At 37.0% G+C, this 16684-nt stretch carries 14 protein-coding genes; 4 read left to right on the forward strand and 10 right to left on the reverse strand.

The window, feature by feature from the left end; all coding sequences use genetic code 11:
* The first annotated feature begins 330 nt into the window (after positions 1-330).
* Genes NMG63_RS07395 through NMG63_RS07410 form a run of 4 tightly spaced genes read left to right on the forward strand, consistent with a single transcriptional unit; the run spans position 331 to position 3867 of the window.
* Positions 331-1293, forward strand: coding sequence for an ABC transporter permease (locus tag NMG63_RS07395; RefSeq protein WP_254006850.1), 963 nt, complete (start codon positions 331-333; stop codon positions 1291-1293).
* The gene (locus NMG63_RS07400) at positions 1283-2197 is read left to right on the forward strand and encodes an iron chelate uptake ABC transporter family permease subunit (protein ID WP_254006851.1); all 915 of its coding nucleotides are present in this window, start codon (positions 1283-1285) and stop codon (positions 2195-2197) included. The genes NMG63_RS07395 and NMG63_RS07400 overlap by 11 nt, the downstream gene beginning before the upstream one ends.
* Positions 2190-2963, forward strand: coding sequence for an ATP-binding cassette domain-containing protein (locus NMG63_RS07405; protein ID WP_254006852.1), 774 nt, complete (start codon positions 2190-2192; stop codon positions 2961-2963). Before NMG63_RS07400 ends, NMG63_RS07405 begins: the two co-directional genes overlap by 8 nt.
* On the forward strand, positions 2953-3867 hold the full coding sequence (locus NMG63_RS07410; RefSeq protein ID WP_254006853.1) for a siderophore ABC transporter substrate-binding protein: 915 nt from the start codon (positions 2953-2955) through the stop codon (positions 3865-3867). The genes NMG63_RS07405 and NMG63_RS07410 overlap by 11 nt, the downstream gene beginning before the upstream one ends.
* Before the next feature lie 575 nt (positions 3868-4442).
* Here NMG63_RS07410 and NMG63_RS07415 read toward each other — a convergent pair.
* The 10 genes from NMG63_RS07415 to NMG63_RS07460 form a co-directional block, all read right to left on the reverse strand.
* Positions 4443-5033, reverse strand: coding sequence for an ATP-binding cassette domain-containing protein (locus NMG63_RS07415; protein WP_200548849.1), 591 nt, complete (start codon positions 5031-5033; stop codon positions 4443-4445).
* 525 nt (positions 5034-5558) lie between these two features.
* On the reverse strand, positions 5559-6344 hold the full coding sequence (locus NMG63_RS07420) for a hypothetical protein (protein WP_254006854.1): 786 nt from the start codon (positions 6342-6344) through the stop codon (positions 5559-5561).
* A gap of 334 nt (positions 6345-6678) precedes the next feature.
* Entirely contained in the window at positions 6679-7659 is a 981-nt protein-coding gene (locus tag NMG63_RS07425) for an ArsR/SmtB family transcription factor (protein WP_254006855.1), read from the reverse strand.
* Between the two features lie 11 nt (positions 7660-7670).
* A complete protein-coding gene (locus tag NMG63_RS07430) occupies positions 7671-9404 on the reverse strand; it encodes an ABC transporter ATP-binding protein (RefSeq protein ID WP_254006856.1) in 1734 nt (577 codons plus the stop codon).
* Entirely contained in the window at positions 9388-11109 is a 1722-nt protein-coding gene (locus NMG63_RS07435) for an ABC transporter ATP-binding protein (RefSeq protein ID WP_254006857.1), read from the reverse strand. The genes NMG63_RS07430 and NMG63_RS07435 overlap by 17 nt, the downstream gene beginning before the upstream one ends.
* A gap of 132 nt (positions 11110-11241) precedes the next feature.
* On the reverse strand, positions 11242-12045 hold the full coding sequence (locus tag NMG63_RS07440) for a hypothetical protein (RefSeq protein WP_013853292.1): 804 nt from the start codon (positions 12043-12045) through the stop codon (positions 11242-11244).
* 101 nt (positions 12046-12146) lie between these two features.
* Positions 12147-12836, reverse strand: a complete 690-nt coding sequence (locus NMG63_RS07445; protein WP_238000494.1) for a pseudouridine synthase — start codon at positions 12834-12836, stop codon at positions 12147-12149.
* Positions 12837-12916: 80 nt separating this feature from the next.
* A complete protein-coding gene (locus tag NMG63_RS07450; RefSeq protein WP_238000493.1) occupies positions 12917-14779 on the reverse strand; it encodes a lantibiotic ABC transporter permease in 1863 nt (620 codons plus the stop codon).
* A complete protein-coding gene (locus NMG63_RS07455; protein WP_254006858.1) occupies positions 14776-15630 on the reverse strand; it encodes an ABC transporter ATP-binding protein in 855 nt (284 codons plus the stop codon). Before NMG63_RS07455 ends, NMG63_RS07450 begins: the two co-directional genes overlap by 4 nt.
* Positions 15611-16648 carry a hypothetical protein gene (locus tag NMG63_RS07460; protein WP_238000491.1) on the reverse strand — a complete coding sequence of 346 codons (1038 nt, stop codon included), beginning with the start codon at positions 16646-16648 and terminating at the stop codon, positions 15611-15613. The genes NMG63_RS07455 and NMG63_RS07460 overlap by 20 nt, the downstream gene beginning before the upstream one ends.
* Between the last annotated feature and the right edge of the window lie 36 nt (positions 16649-16684).

Genomic DNA, 16684 nt, shown 5'->3' on the forward strand with positions numbered 1-16684 from the left:
TCCTCCTCTTGTAGTCCCATCGTATCATTTTCCGAGATTAAGAGTGTTTTCATGTTCTTAAAAATTCAATTTCTGTCATAAAATGAACACACTTCACAAAACGTTCATTTTAGAAGCCCAATGGCCGTGGTTTTTGTAGATGGAGCGTAGTTTTTCACAAGATAACGAAAACCAGTATCATTTAGACCTCGAAAACGTCATTTTTAACCAGAACAAGAGCTGAATATCGAGAGTTTGTGAAAAAAGAGCCAAACTTAATTAATGTTTTGCTTGTGTGTTTTAAAGCACTTCCATACACTAAAAGGGCAGTAACAGAAAGGAATCGTGAATATGTTTGTTCGTTTTACGCATAAAGATCGACACACCACATGGGCCGTAATGATCTTATTTGTTTTAAGTTTTGGGTCATTATTTGTAGGTGTCTTGCCCTTGTCTTTTAACGCATTGATTACAGGGAGTGGTGATGCGTGGTCGATTCTGCTTACAAGCCGTCTTCCCCGTCTTTGTGCCATCATTCTGACAGGTTCTTCACTGGCAATTTCCGGAATGATCATGCAAAAGGTGACGCGTAACCGATTTGTATCTCCCTCAACTGCTGTAACGATGGATGCAGCCCGGATGGGAATTCTCATCGCGTTGATTGTCTTTCCAGGGGCATCATTACTGCATAAGACTTTGCTTGCCTATGGTTTTGCGATTTTAGGTACCGCTCTTTTTTTGAGGCTCTTACGTCTAATTCCCTTAAAGAATGTAGTCTTTATTCCCCTACTTGGGATTATGGTCGGAACTATGATTGAATCGATGACCACCTTTTTGGCCCTTAAGTTTGATTTAATGCAAGCTTTAGGAGGGATGATGACGGGATCGTTTACCCAAATTATTGCAGGGCGTTATGAGTTGCTTTTTACGTCCGTCCCGCTGTTATTGTGTGCATTATTTGCCGCCCGTAAATTTGATATTCTATCCCTTGGCGATGATTTTGCGCGTAATCTTGGCTTAAAACCCAAGGCAGTGATGAACCTTGCTTTAGTGCTCGTATCGTTGCTTACCGCTTCAGTCGTGGTGACGGTAGGAACACTGCCTTTTATAGGCTTGATTGTCCCCAATATGATTGCCCTGCGTTATGGTTCCTCCAACTCATTTTTACTGTGTGGGCTTTATGGGTCATGCCTTGTCTTAGTATGTGATCTCATTGCACGCATCGTAATCTTCCCCTACGAACTTCCCGTAGGATTTATATTGGGAATTGTTGGGTCCTTAGGATTTCTAGGGATGATCCGTCATGAATTATAGAAAAATCTTAGGATGGATTGCCTTTATCTGTGCTGTTTATTATATAGGAAGTAGCTTAAACAGTGCGTATATCTTTCAACGGCGATGCGTCCAAATCCTCACCCTATGCATCACTTCTTATTTAGTTAATCTAAGCACAACGTTATTTCAAAGACTCACCCATAACCGCATTGTCTCTCCGGCTTTATTGGGCTTTGAACGCTTGTACCTTTTGATTCAAATCGGGTGTCTTATGATTCTAAACAATCCGATGCTCAATCCTCTCATCGCCTTATTCACCATGTCAATCATTGGCCTCATGATCTACCCCAAAATCTTAAAGCGATGTGGAAATGACATCTATTTGATGCTTCTAATTGGGACAGTCTTTTCAACCTTAATGGGTGCTCTCTCCACAACCTTACAAATGATGATGGATCCGCTGGAATTCAGTATCCTTCGAAGTCAAAACTTTGTATCGTTGAATGCCATCCAACCACAATTTTTAAGTATTTCCGTGGTACTTACGCTTCTCATCATCGGCATCTACAACCACAAACGCCATCAGTTTGATGTTTTAGTCCTTGGGGATGATACTGCACAAAGTTTAGGTGTGGATGTCCCTTTGGTCCAAAAGGAAATCTTATTTATTGTCATTCTCGCAAGTTCGCTTGTCACAAGTCTTGTCGGACCACTAACGTTTCTTGGTCTACTGACCAGCAATTTAGCTCAAGAACTGTGTCCAAATGCGAAGACAAAACCGATTATCATCACCGGAACGCTTCTAGCCTTTATACTGCTTCTCGGATCCCAACTTATCTTCGAACGTCTTTTTAATTTCACCGGAACCATCACCGTTTTGATTAATTTGATTGGCTCATTGACACTAATTATTTTTATGATTAAGGAGCGTAAACATGATTAAAACAGAAAGACTCACTAAAACCTATGGGAGCCTTAATGCCTTAGAGAACTGTGCAATCACAATTCAAAAAGGTGCTATGACCGCCATTCTTGGCGAAAATGGATCGGGTAAATCAACCTTGCTCAATCTAATTGGACGATTATCCCATCCCTCATCAGGGAAAACATATCTTAACGACAACGATATCCAAACCTTCAAAGCCATTGATTTTGCGAAACACGTTTCAATTTTAAAACAACGCAATCACCATAACTTGAATTTGAGTGTCTACGATCTTGTGTCCTACGGTCGTTACCCCCACAATCCACGTCACCTTACGGACGAAGATCATCAAATTGTGAGGACATGCCTTCAAGACATGAAATGTTGGGATTTTAAAGACCAATCCATCCAAACCCTTTCCGGAGGTCAGCTTCAGCGTGTCTACATCGCGATGGTCTTAGCTCAAGATACCGAAGTAATTCTTTTGGATGAACCGTTAAATAATTTGGACTTAAAACATGCCCATGAATTCATGCAATGCCTGAACCATTTCGTAATCCATCGCAATAAAACCATCGTCATGATCATGCACGATGTAAATATGGTATATCGATATTGTGATGCGGTTGTTTGCTTAAAAGATGGGAAATGCATTGCGCATGGCGCCGTTGATTCAACGCTAACACAAGCCATCCTAAAACAGCTTTATGATTTAGACTTTACAATTTTCACCCATAACACAATCAAACAATGTTGTGTAGAAACGAGGAACTATGAACTTTAAAACATTAATCGTGTGCTTTGCCCTCATCTTCGTGACGGGATGTACACCTCAAAAAACAAAAGATACCACCCTTTCCATTACACATAAATTAGGAACAACCGAGGTTAGCGAAAACCCACAGAACGTATTTGTCTTTGATATGGGAATCATTGATATGATGGAATCCTATGATTTACCAATTTCCGGGGTGCCTACTGCTTCCTTAACGACAACGCTTAAGTCAAAGTTGGACCCAAACCTTACCGATATTGGTACGCTTTTTGAACCTAATTATGAACGCATAAGCGAAGCACAACCGGATCTTATCGTTATCTCAGGTCGCAGTGCCAAACATTACGAAGCCCTCTCAAAAATTGCCCCTACCATCTATATGGGAAGAGACAGTCATCCCGATGGCTTAATCGCATCCATGAAGGCAAATACTGAGGTACTTCATCAACTCTACCCAGGACGTGATCTTGAAGGCTTGATGACTGATTTAGAAAGTCAGGTAGATGCATTCAAGAATGAAGCACAAAATCAAACGGGCACCTTACTTTTCTTAATGGCCAATGGCAATGAGATTAAAGCCTTCGGACCTGAAAGCCGATATGATCATGTGTACCGTGATTTCGGATTTACGTCCGTTTCCAAACAATTTGATGTCTCAACCCATGGTTCTACCCTCTCCTTCGAACAAATCCAAGACCTTAACCCTGATTATATCCTTGTAATGGATCGCTCCCGGGTAACCGGTGGTGAAGGAAATGCGGAAGTCTTGATGGACAATGCCTTTGTGAAAGCAACGCGTGCCTACCAAAACGGCCATATCATCTATGTGGATCCTGAAGTTTGGTACCTAACCGAAGGGGGAACAACCGCAGTTTTATCCATGATTGAATCATTAAAACCTCTATTACCGTAAAAAAAACACACTCTAGAAGTGTGTTTTTTGCTTAGAGTTCATGTTTCACAAACAACAACAATGTGTGAACACTGAACTAAATCCTTGGTTAATTTTGTAATTACAAATGAATTGATTCCCTTTAAATAAGTCTATAGACAATCATCGCTACCAAAGACACCACAAAAGTAATGTGTGAATTTTTCTTGTTATAAAGAAACATGATTCCAAAAAGACAAAGTAATAAGTAGTATTCTAAATGACTGAAAACACCTAAAGAATCTGCTTGAACAAAATAAATAAAAAGCGAATTTGTCGTATAAATTGTTATGATTGAGAATATTAATTTTTCAAATATAAAATAATAATACTTCTCTTTTTTTCTGATTTTAATATTTGTCTCAACATCCAAATATGGAGTCAAGAAATCAAATACATATAGAATATTAAAAATAGAAACTAATAGAGAAGCGCAAAGTTTCATTAATGTGAAATTACTCGAAGGAATTTTAAAAATAAGGTGTTCAATCTGACTACTCTCTACGATATTTTTTGTTATACAAGACAATATTAATAATAGGTTAAGTAAGAAAAATCTATATTTTTTCCAATTTACCATTTACGAGCTCTAATTTCTTATCAAAATTTATGTCTTCTATTTCATCATGTGAACAAATTATGATTGTTTTTGCCTTCATATTACTGATTATATTTGTGAAACTTAAAATAGATTCATCATCGAGACCGCGTGTTGGCTCGTCAAGAAGAATAAGATCTTGATCTTCCATGATTGCCTGAATTAGACCCGCTTTCTGTCTCATCCCAACACTATAATTTTTCATTTTGATTTTACTATCGATTTCTAAATCAAAAGCGTCTGCTAATTCTTTTACATATTCATAATTAAAATTTGATTTTATATTAAATAAAAATTTGAGGTTTTTTATTAATGTTTGGTCTTCTATAAAAGAGGGATTTTCAATAAGAGCCCCTATATTTTTATAATTGGTTTTTATGCTGCCATCATCCGCTTTTAGTATTCCAGATATAATTTTTAGTAAAGTTGATTTACCGCATCCGTTTTTACCTTTTATATAAATGATTGAATGATCGTTTAGTTCTAAATTTAGATTTTCTAAAACAGTTAAATCCTTATAGCTTTTTTTTATATTTTCTAATATTAACATAGGTTACTCCTTTTTATAAAACTGACATAAACACAACGTGAAATCCAAAAGTTAACAAAAAACTTAAGAGCGAGACAAATAAAAAATAACGGTTATTAAAATAAATTACGAAGGATAAGAGTAAAGATATACTGTAGTACAGTAAAAGTAGTGACAAGATATAGATAAATAAAATTGTGAGAAATTCAAATTTAACAAAAAATATTACGGGTATTATATGTGCTAGCGTACCATAGCAAAAAATAAAAAAAATAGTCCTCTGTAACCTTATCGATAATTCGCGATTATTTACACGAGCCAACAGAAAAATTTTTTTTTTTGAGATTTTATAAACTATAGTAAAACCAATTATTAGACATACAACATTTAAACTCATCCAATAAAAATTATGATTCAACAAAACAGCGATAGCACGCGCTCCTGAATTATAAATAAGAGCGTATTCAGCTATATTTAGAATTATAAATATAAACAACAAGATATACTGTTTCTTTGAAACACACGAAAGTATTTTTCTATTTGGGTTCATCCTTCTGTCTCTCTCTTTTTAACAGTTATAACATAAAAAAGAATCGATATTAAAAGGTACAGAACAATAGAAGCAAGGAATATGTTAAGTCTGTTTGCTCCCGATGAGAAGTTGCCAACTGTTGGAAGATTTCCTATAACCAAGCCGTAGAAATACATTGATAAGTTCTTCAATGCACTTAATTTATTCGTAAATGGAATGATAAAAACTCCAACTATAAAAATAGTTGTGATAGAAATTAATGGACTTAGTGCAGTATATAAGTATTTATTTTTTATATAATAAATTAAACTGCTTAAAAAGACACAATAAACTGTGGTTCCGATAATTGAAAGTAAAAAATAAACAAAGAAATTAATCGGATTATGTGTGCTAAACGGTAACATTTGCGTTAATGTCGGATCATTGACTTCAAAGGTCAGTGGAGATTTGATAAATATAATGATTAATAGTAACGAAATTTGTTGTAACAACGAAATAAAAAGAGTTCGCTTTATTACGTTTTTGATCTTGCTCGAATAATACTTAAAATATCCAGTTCTTAATATTACTAAATCATCAAATTTATTTTGTGTGATGAGATATTCGAAATTTAGAGCATATATGCTCTCTAAACTAATTATTATTAAATAATAAACAAAAAAGAATCCTGGATTTGTTATTGTATAATAATAGAAAGAGGCATCGAAATTAAATATTTCTTGCTTTAAAACAAAAATAACTTGGACTACAATTATTGGTAACATAATTGATAGTAAATTTTTTTTACTTGATTTGTACATTTTTCCCCCGTATTAATAAAACTTTATCATTATAGACAATGCTGTACAACGCATTATTTGTCTATTTGCTTGATGTTTTTGTAAGTGTTTAGTGTGTGTTTTTGATACACTACTGGAGTATTCTCATCGAATTATCAACTCAAATCATTTTGTATCTATACTATGTCTATCGTAATTGTGGATTAACGCCGGTTGTGAAAGACTTAGCGGTTTCCACACAGAGACTTACCCTTTCCTTTGAAAAATCCAAGACGTTAACCCGGACTATATCCATGGTTGAATTATTAATTCCTCTATTTCCGTAAAAAAACACACTCTAAGAGTGTGTTTTTGTTTAGAGTTCCAGTTCGTGTTCCACAAACACTAACAATTCTCGAACCCTGTCTTTCGCAATATTATAATAAACCCGTTTATTGCTGCTGGGTTCGCATTGAATCAACCCATCATTTAATAATTCTTGGATGTGATAGGAAATGGTTGCGGGTGTTAAATCAAGCAGGGTCGCGAGTTCCTTTCCGTATTTTTGTCCATGATTCAAGGCTTTTAAAATCGCAAATTTACTTGGATCACCCATACTTTTCATCATCTTACATGCATTTTTATCGCTGAGTTGATTTCGATTTAAAAATGCTTCTGTCATCGTAATTCCCAAATACGTTACATCCACAAATGAATTATTAGCCATCACACTTGGATAAATAATCCCCTCATGATCATCCCAAACAATTCCAAACGTATCACGAAGATATTCAATATAAGTATTTGACTCAAGACGCGCGGTCCACTCTTGGTTTAAGACCTCAATTTCTTGATCAAACACCGATAACATTTGTTTCAGCGGTTTTGAAAGGTCTGTCACAATACCTTTAAACTCGTGATACAGCACATCAGCGGACTCGACCATACTTACTAATGCCCACTTTCCAGAATAACTTAACGATGCATGATTGATTACCTGGAAAATCCCTTCATGACGCGTGGATCCTTCACTAAAAAATGCTTTTAAAATATCTTCAATGGTTTCGACCAATAAAGCCTCAATCTCGTTTTGATTACGTGTTTGGATTTCAAGAAAACATTTAAAGGGAATATAGTACAGTTGTGCTTTTTCATTGCCAAGTAATTCAAGAATTTCAGTTGCATGGGGGTAATCTTTTTGAACTTGAATCATCGATGCTTCACACCCTTTATAAATTGAATCAATGCGATCATGAATCGCATGAGCATCCTCTGCATAAGGGGCCTCTTGGGTCAAAAAACGTCGAAACATTACATAAGCTTCAAATTCATAATTTAGTTTTTTCTCAAATTTCATCGTAAACTCCTTTAAATATGTTGGGACTGCACAAAGCGTTCATAGACACCGTGCTCTGTTAACAGCGAATCATGGGTTCCCATTTCCACAATCACACCGTGATTTAATACAATAATTTTATCAGCATCTCGAATGGTGCTCAATCGATGTGCCGCAATAAGAATTGTTTTTTCGTTTTGGATGTTTGCGATGGCTTTTTGAATCAGTTGTTCTGACTCACTGTCCAATGCGGATGTTGGTTCATCCATTATGAGAATGGGTGCTTCACTTATTAGTGCACGAGCAATCGCGATGCGTTGACGTTGTCCCCCTGAAAGCATTCCACCTTGTTCGCCCACATGTGTATCATACCCTTGGGGAAGCGACACAATAAAATCATGGATTGCGGCTTTGTGTGCGGCTGCCTCAATCATCGCATCACTGACAATGCCTTTACTGCCTAGACGAATGTTTTCTCGGATGGTGGTGTTGAACAAGGGGGATTCTTGTTGGACATAACAAATTTGATTTCGGACACTTTGCAGTGAATAATCTTGCACATCCTTTCCATCCAACAAAATCTGCCCCTGATCGGGTTTATAAAAGCCAAGAAGTAATTGAAAAATGGTTGACTTCCCACTTCCCGATTCTCCCACAAACGCCACCTTAGATTGTGGACTGATCGTAAAATCAACAGACTTTAAAATGGTATGATCTGGTTGATATCCAAATTGAACCTGATCAAAGGTAATTAAATCATGACCTTTCCCAAGACTTAGGTCTTGTCTATCAATACGACCCTCTTCACATTCCATGTCCAACATCGTTAAGATACGATCCGCAGATGTTTGAACTTCCAAAATATAGTTCCAAGCAACACCAAAGTTTCCAAACATATATCCAATAGATGCCTGTAATGGTAACAACAACATTACCTTCGCAAATTCAAAATCAGTGGTCCGTGCTAAGTAAAAGCCAATTCCCACAAACAATATTTTACCCAAAGCCCCAAAACCATCATTCCACATAGTAACTCGATGCTTTTTAACTTCCGCATTTATGAGGGCCTTTGCATGCGCTTGGTTTAATTCACGATAATCATCCACCACCGTATTCTGTGCATTATACAAACGCACCATTGTTTCATTTGCGATAATATCGGATACGTGATTGGTTGCTTTGTTTTGGAAGTTTCGTGCTGATACGTAATCAGTTTGAATTGCGTCTGCATACCGTGTTGCCACCCATACACTCACAATTCCCAACACAACCGCAATCACCCCAAATCGCACATCCACAAAGAATGTTGTGATTAAGGCTGCAAGACCACCCACTGTAGGATGAATAAACATGTAATTAAATCCTTGGAAATAATAATTATTAATGACATCCGCATCACTGGTTAATAAGGTCATCATATCGCCGGTATGTGAAGCACGAATTGTTGCTTCTTTTTGACGTAAGATATGATGAATCATGTGTTCTTTGAGACGTTTCTCTGCGTTTAATCCCCCCATGAGATTTCCCGTTTGTCCCATTACAAGAAGTGGAAACATAAGGAGAAATAGACCGGTTATTGTGAGGAGGATTTGTAAATCAAAAGTTCCTGCTGTAGCTTGTTCGATGGAAATCTGCGTCATCTTTCCAAACGTAAAGTTAAGACCGAAATTTGCGAGACTGGCAACACAACCGCCTAGAATTGCGCCAACAAAAGCCCACGAACCAATTTTGGATATTCGTCGCATGGTTTTAAATACGTTTGTCATGATGATCACCTCCATTTTGAATTGCGATTAAACTTGCATAGATCCCGTCTTGAGCCATCAGTTCATGATGCGTTCCACTCGCAACAACCGCCCCTTGATCCATCACAATAATGCGATCACAATTGCGTAAGGTTGCAAGACGATGCGCAATAATCAGTTGCGTACGTTCTGTCGTATCCATAACATGCTGGATGAGCTGTTCTGTTTCCACATCTAAAGCTGAAGTTGCTTCATCAAACAACAAGACATCACTCTCTTTAAGCAGCGCTCGTGCAATCGACAAGCGCTGACGTTGTCCCCCGGACAAACGATTCCCCTTTTCGCCAACGATAAAGTCCAAGCCGTTTTGATCCACAAAGTCTGAGAGATGAACGTGATCCAGCACCTCATGAAGTTTCTTATCCGATACCATCTGATTGCCATACTGAAGATTTTGACGAATGCTTTGATTCATCAATTCACTATTTTGAAATACAACCGCCAAGTCATTACGTAAGGCTTGTTTATCCCAATCTTGAATCGAAATCCCTTTATAATAAACCGCACCGGCTTGAGGCGTATACAGTCCTAACAGGAGCTTCATCAGCGTTGATTTCCCTGAACCACTGGTTCCCACAACACCGACGTGTTCCTGATCATAAATCTCAAGATTGAAGCCCTTTAATACGAGAGTATCCGTATTTGGATATCCAAAAAATACATCTTTAAAAGCAATAACAGGATCGCTATCCTCTGATCCCACCGCATTCCCGAATGTTTCTTTCGCAGCATCCCAAATTGGATAAATTCGTTCGGTTGAAACCAATAATTGCGGAATGTTTTGAACCATATTCGCAATAACATTAAATTCATTTGAAATCAGTTGAACTAAAAGAAAGGCACTGACAAGTTGACCCAATTCTAGCTCACCGTGTGCGATAAGATAGGTTCCACCAATACCAATGAGGAAATTGGGAAGCATGGCAAAGACTGAAAATGGAAATTGCAGTAAGTAGAGGGAACGGATTCCATAGATTCCCTTATCCCGTGAATCCACCAGTGCTTTCTCGACCCATGAAGCAACCGTATCATACAAACCAAAGGTTCTTATGGTCGTTCGGTTATTCATCACATCTTGCGTGAGGGCATTGGTTTTACCCATAGCCGTTTTCCATGGAAGGATGAAATCACTGGATTTTTGTGAAGCATAACGTTGAATGATAAAAGCCAATGGAAGGGGAATAAAATACAAGATTAATAAACGCACATCAATACGAAGAATCCCAAAGGATAAGATTATTAAAAGTACAACCGCTTTAGATAAGGTGACACTTAAATTTGTTGCGGAAACAATGCTTGAAACATCATTTTCAAGCCGTCCAATGAGATCACCTTGTTCCAGTTGTGAACTGACACGATAATCACTTTCCAAAATGCAATCAACTGTTTTTGTTTTAAATTGACTGCGCATTGTTTCAATCACTTGAGTTTGATATTTTTGAGCCTGATAAGTCATTAATACCGCAAGGAGGGTAAGACAACCAAACCCTATTAAACTGGTTTGAGTTTGGGTAAAATCACGCAGTAATATCGATTGGGTTAGTGCTCCAAAATATTGCGATGCCATTAATTCCATGGCACCAATTAATACGAAACTACAAAGGAGTACCACATATCGATTGAAACGATTGCTTTCGCGCCATGCACGCTTTAATTTATGGATCATAAACCATCCTCCTACGCTTAGTTATACATTCATCTAATGTTATGTTAGATAAAGATTAACACAAGCGGTCTTTTCAGTCAACAAATATCTAATATCGTGTTAGACATTAATGAGAACCATAAAAAAAGAGTCTTACGACTCTTTGACTTGGATACGATCTAGATTAATAACTCCGGCATTTTTTAAGATTTGGTACATCTCTTCGGAAACATTTTCCAGATCCACATAATAGAGATAGACTTGATACTGCGTTTCGTTAACACCATCAGAAGCTTCAATTTTAAGCTGTGTCGCCTCTTTCACCGGTGATTTTGAAGAATTGAATTGAATCTCAATATCGTGATCAAATCGCGTATCCGTAACACGCAATTCCCCTTCATCATCCCCTGTTTGGACCACAATGCGTGCACCACTATCAACTTCTTTATCATCTACACGATATGTTATTTTAGGCGGAATTGTATCAACGGCTTTAAAGACTTTCTCAAAGCTTGCTTCTTCACCGTTTGAAAATGATGCGATAAAGCGCATTTCTAAATCACCGACAACAGGAATTTCATCACCGTTATCTAGCAAGTCCATAATTCCCTTATCATCATACCCTTCTGGAAATGGATAGGGAATGTTATGCATCGTTGTATACAACTGGATTTGTTCTTGTCGGATGGTCTCAGGATCTATAATCTTTCCATCTCTTAAAAATTCAACGTGATACGTTCCAAAATTACTCTTTTCGAGATCAATCGCATCTTGTAGTGCTGCATTACTTAAGTAAGTGTATTGTTCTAATTGCGCATTATTTTTAAATACGATTGTTGGTTTGGCTGGTTTGGTTAGTTGATAAACAAAGACAATAATTACCACAATCAAAATAACCGCAACTGAACCAACATATCTGAACTTTTTCACTTTGTCTGAACGTTTTAATGGTTCCATCTCAATGCTCCTTTCAAGTTTATAAACTCATATTACTTTAATCGTAGTCCCTTTTGATTCAAAATGATACCCACATCACAAAAGACTCATCAGATTACCATTTATTTGATAAATAAGTTGATTTCTTCCTCTGATAAATCTCGGTACGCACCGGGTTGTAAGCTTGAATCCAGTTCCAACTCACCAATCTTAATGCGTTTTAAATAGGTAACTTCATTATCGCAGGCATGCATCATGCGTTTCACTTGATGGTATTTCCCTTCACCGATTGTTAAGTGGATGGCGCGTTCCCCTACAACTTCAACTTGAGCAGGTTTCAAGAGTTCATCCCCTAACATCATCCCTTTTTCTAATTCTTCACAAAAGCGCAGGTCAAATGGTTTATCCAGTTCAACATAATATTGTTTATGAACATTACTTTTACTGTGCGCAACACGATGTGAAAACTGGCCATCATTTGTAATTAAGAGTAACCCTTCCGTATCCGCATCCAAGCGACCGACAAAAACCAAATCACGATGATACGATTCGATCAGTTCTAAAACAGAGGGATACATTTCAGGATTATGTTCACAAATATATCCAGCCGGCTTGTTCATCATAAAGTAAATATCCTTCTGGTACGATACGCTCTCCCCTTGAACAAAGACTTCATCCTTTTCAAGGTTTAAAACCATACCTGCATCCCGTACCACATCGTGATTTACCGTAACCATACCCTTTTTCACAAGTATCTTTACATCTTTTCGTGTTCCAAATCCATTATGAGCTAAAAATTTATCCAATCGCATATCTCATCCTCATTTCAATATCTTCTATTATATCGTATTCTGTAGAATTACGGATGAATTTTAAAAAGATTATAAATCACTTAAAGGCTATCATTAAATACATTCCTTTGGATTAAATACATCAGATTTCCAATGCGTCCGATACCATAACTCATGAGCGTCAACATAACCCACACTAAAACAATGCCTGTTTTTAACGTGACCGGAATCGATGTAATGAGGAGGTCTTTCATTGTATTTGAAAAATCTACATTTAAGACCTTGGTAATTTTTAGAATATGCATCGCAATCATTGTGAAACTCATCATCATCGAATAAATCAAGAGTGAATATCTATGGATCTTTCGATAGTTTTTCATTCCCATTTTACTTACATGAATAAACCCTTCATTACGGCGATCATAAATAAGGTGGTATTGCTGATAGCCTAAGAAAAACATTGGGACCAATAATACACCCATAAAGATAAGACGATAGAAGACTTGGTTCTTCATAACGATGAGTGAGGCACCACGATTATCAATCATGGTATCAACACCCAACATCTGTGCCTGCTTAAGTTCTTCATCAAATCGGAGTGCATTTGAAATTTCATGGGCACGTTTAAATACCGCATCATGCTCTACGTAGAGATCATGAGCGCGCTCAGGTTCCCGTTCAATCATTATTTGAATCTTTTCTTTTTCTCTTACAGCTTCTTGAATTATCTCAAGTGCTTGCTTATGTCTTATGATACTTGAATCATCGATGGGGCCAAGATAATTTTGTTTATAAAATTGATAAGACTGTTCATTTGACGTCGTACTGATCGAAAAGGTTTTAATATTATAGATACCAAAAATTAGTACAAAAACAAGAATTATTAACCCATAAGAACTTATCCAAAGTTGATACATGCTATGTACAATTCGATGTGTACTTCGAATCGGAATCCCCGCCCCCTTATGCTTACGGATTGGTCCACTCTTTACATAGCACTCATATGAAACAATGCCCAAAATTCCAGTCAGAACTACACAAAAAAGAAGTAAATTATAAGGGAAATCGCCTTTATCATGGACAACCATATAGTAAATATTATATAACTTGAGGAAGCCATATTTTGAATGAATCGGAATCATTGCATATTGCATGCCTTGCACAAAGAGAACACTTAATCCTGCGATTACTGTAAGAAGTGTATTTCGCGTAAGGGTCATAAAAATTAAAGTTAACAGTAAAAGCATTAGGGTCACTACAAAAATTGAGATATACCTAAACATTGAATAGTGAAACACACTTCCCATAAGCCAAACATGTTTGAAATAGGGAATGCTGTGAATGGATGCCTTTGAAAACCCCAATCTAAACCCATCAAATAATATTAGAAGACCCGTCACAACGAAAAGTAACCCCGTTAGTACCACCATTTTTGAATGAAATAATTTTGAAAGACCTCTTTGTGTCGGCTGATAAATCTCAAGTGTCCCTTCTAAAAGATCTTCTCCAAAAAGTAAGTAGAGTAAATAAAAACCAAAGAGCAGCATCACAATCTTAGGCGTTGGACTGCGTAAAATTAGTTCATGGCGTTGGATGTTTATAAATTCAACGGGTTCAAGTTTGAGCTGCTCATAAAAATCATGTTCCTTATTCAATTTATGAACATCTTTGGGATCTTCAAAAAGGCCCGTCTCACGTTTGTCATTGATTTCTTGAAGGTGTTGATCAATGTTTTCATGATAACCTGATATGTATTTAATCTGTTCTTCAAAATACATTGTGGCATCATCTACTGAATCATTTGTGAACAAGTCGGTATGTTTAGAATATTCCTTATAAAGTGCATCATACGCACCTGTAGATTTCAGATAAACCATATTTAAAGAGACAAAGGCTAAAACAATCACCACGAGCATTCGAAAATTCATGCGCATTTTTAGATTTTTGAGTTCAAGATGGATCATGATAGTGCGTACAGGTAAAGATCCTCGATTGTTGGATTAACCTTTACCCCTTCAATGTCATCACTAAAATGGCGAATTCTTACCTGTTCCCCAATGCGAATGCTATTGATAATTTTATGTTCTTGAGCGAAACGTTTATACGCCTCAAAAGATAGCGTGGATTCAAAGACACGCATCTTTAAAATAAGTTTATCCGGTGTATCAAATTCAATGATATTTCCTTTTTGAAGAAGTATTATTTTATCGGCAATATATTCGATATCGGATATAATATGCGTTGCAATCAAAACAATTTTATCACCAGAAAGTTCCATGATTACATTTCTTAGATTGCTCCGTTCAACAGGATCAAGACCTGCGGTTGGTTCATCCAAGATTAAAACTGCGGGATCATTCAACATCGCTTGCGCAAGCAAGACCCGTTGTTTCATCCCACCGGAAAGAGAACTTAATTTATGATGTTTCTTTGTTTCCAAATTAAAACGCGTCAAAAGATCTTCAATCCGCAATCTCGCTAAATCATTTGGAATCGCCTTTAGGGATGCGATATAGAAGAGAAAATGCTCGATAGTCATCTGTGCAGGTAACGATTGATTTTGAGGCATATAACCCAAAAGACTTCGAAATACGGTGTAATCTTTTATCAATTCTCCATTAAAAGATACTGTTCCCGAATCTGCTTTCATCAAGGTTGCAAGTATTTTAATTAAAGTGCTCTTCCCTGCACCATTATGCCCAACAAGCCCATAAATCCCGTTCTCCATATCAAAGCTAAGATTATTCACAGCTTTCGTAGCGCCATAAGCCTTATTTAAATTCCTTACTTCCAACCTATTTAACAAGATAATCACACTCCTTCATCGCCAAATCGCACATAAAGTGAGCTTCCTGTGATTTCCCAAAAACATAACGATCATCCACAACGCGTAACATCAGTGAAAAATCACTACGCATGAACATCGCGCTCTCCGGTCCGCGAGATGTGATTGTCTCAGCGGGTACTACGCGACTGATCAACGTTCCATTATGATCATACTGTTCATATGCTTGTATGCCATCAAGACTTGAAGTATAGAAATAATCTTTATTTGCATACATAATAATTTTATTATCAAGTCTAATTTCGTGATCACCCTTTGAAAAAACTGCCGTCACGCGAGCATTTTCTAAAGAAGTGTTTGAATCATCCGTTGTCCGATGGATCTCATAATAAAGTCGCATGGTCTCATCTTCATAAACGGTCAACGGTTCTTCTGGAATTCTCAATTGCCCTTTATCAATAAAGAATTGATATGTCTGTATGGATTCAGGATACAGATTACGTTCAATTTGTTTAAAATGATGGTCATATACTTCAATAATGGATTCCCCGGTTACTTCATCTTCAAAAAGAACATAGATGAAGCCTGAATCAATTCGAAAACGAAGCGGTAAGGTTTCAAAGCGGAGAACTTCTTCATAAGCTTCCCCTTTGCGATTCAAGCGTCCAAGCGAATAAGCACTTCCACCATCGGCACTCATTCGCGCGAAAAGTCCATAAAGATAATCCCCATAATAAATTAAGTCGCTATCTTGCACAAAACTCTCAAAGTAGCGTGTATAGGATATCCGATCATTTTCAACTTCTTGGTCATCCGCAAAGGACATCCCGGTTAATCGTGCTACTTTTTGTCGGTTGATATTATAGTAATAAAGCGATGCATTCTCGACAAAATACACATCGTGATCCGTTTTAGCAATGGATGATTCGATTAAAGGCGTTGATAAATCAAATGGCTGAATCTGAATTGAATCTGAACCTAATGTTGTCCCACAACCAGATAACGGAAGCAATAATCCCACGCATAAAAGCTTTTTAATATTGAACATAGTTCCCCCCCTTGGTACGTTCTTTATAACTCTATA

Origin of the sequence: Erysipelothrix amsterdamensis, assembly GCF_940143175.1 — a bacterium.
GTDB lineage: Bacteria > Bacillota_I > Bacilli_A > Erysipelotrichales > Erysipelotrichaceae > Erysipelothrix > Erysipelothrix amsterdamensis.

What these genes read in the sequence shown, in the direction of transcription:
- NMG63_RS07450 (WP_238000493.1), bottom strand. Translation starts at nt 14,779, where the DNA reads ATGATCCATCTTGAACTCAAAAATCTAAAAATGCGCATGAATTTTCGA.
- NMG63_RS07440 (WP_013853292.1), bottom strand. Translation starts at nt 12,045, where the DNA reads ATGGAACCATTAAAACGTTCAGACAAAGTGAAAAAGTTCAGATATGTT.
- NMG63_RS07395 (WP_254006850.1), top strand. Translation starts at nt 331, where the DNA reads ATGTTTGTTCGTTTTACGCATAAAGATCGACACACCACATGGGCCGTA.
- NMG63_RS07445 (WP_238000494.1), bottom strand. Translation starts at nt 12,836, where the DNA reads ATGCGATTGGATAAATTTTTAGCTCATAATGGATTTGGAACACGAAAA.
- NMG63_RS07430 (WP_254006856.1), bottom strand. Translation starts at nt 9,404, where the DNA reads ATGACAAACGTATTTAAAACCATGCGACGAATATCCAAAATTGGTTCG.
- NMG63_RS07410 (WP_254006853.1), top strand. Translation starts at nt 2,953, where the DNA reads ATGAACTTTAAAACATTAATCGTGTGCTTTGCCCTCATCTTCGTGACG.
- NMG63_RS07405 (WP_254006852.1), top strand. Translation starts at nt 2,190, where the DNA reads ATGATTAAAACAGAAAGACTCACTAAAACCTATGGGAGCCTTAATGCC.
- NMG63_RS07460 (WP_238000491.1), bottom strand. Translation starts at nt 16,648, where the DNA reads ATGTTCAATATTAAAAAGCTTTTATGCGTGGGATTATTGCTTCCGTTA.
- NMG63_RS07400 (WP_254006851.1), top strand. Translation starts at nt 1,283, where the DNA reads ATGAATTATAGAAAAATCTTAGGATGGATTGCCTTTATCTGTGCTGTT.
- NMG63_RS07425 (WP_254006855.1), bottom strand. Translation starts at nt 7,659, where the DNA reads ATGAAATTTGAGAAAAAACTAAATTATGAATTTGAAGCTTATGTAATG.
- NMG63_RS07415 (WP_200548849.1), bottom strand. Translation starts at nt 5,033, where the DNA reads ATGTTAATATTAGAAAATATAAAAAAAAGCTATAAGGATTTAACTGTT.
- NMG63_RS07420 (WP_254006854.1), bottom strand. Translation starts at nt 6,344, where the DNA reads ATGTACAAATCAAGTAAAAAAAATTTACTATCAATTATGTTACCAATA.
- NMG63_RS07435 (WP_254006857.1), bottom strand. Translation starts at nt 11,109, where the DNA reads ATGATCCATAAATTAAAGCGTGCATGGCGCGAAAGCAATCGTTTCAAT.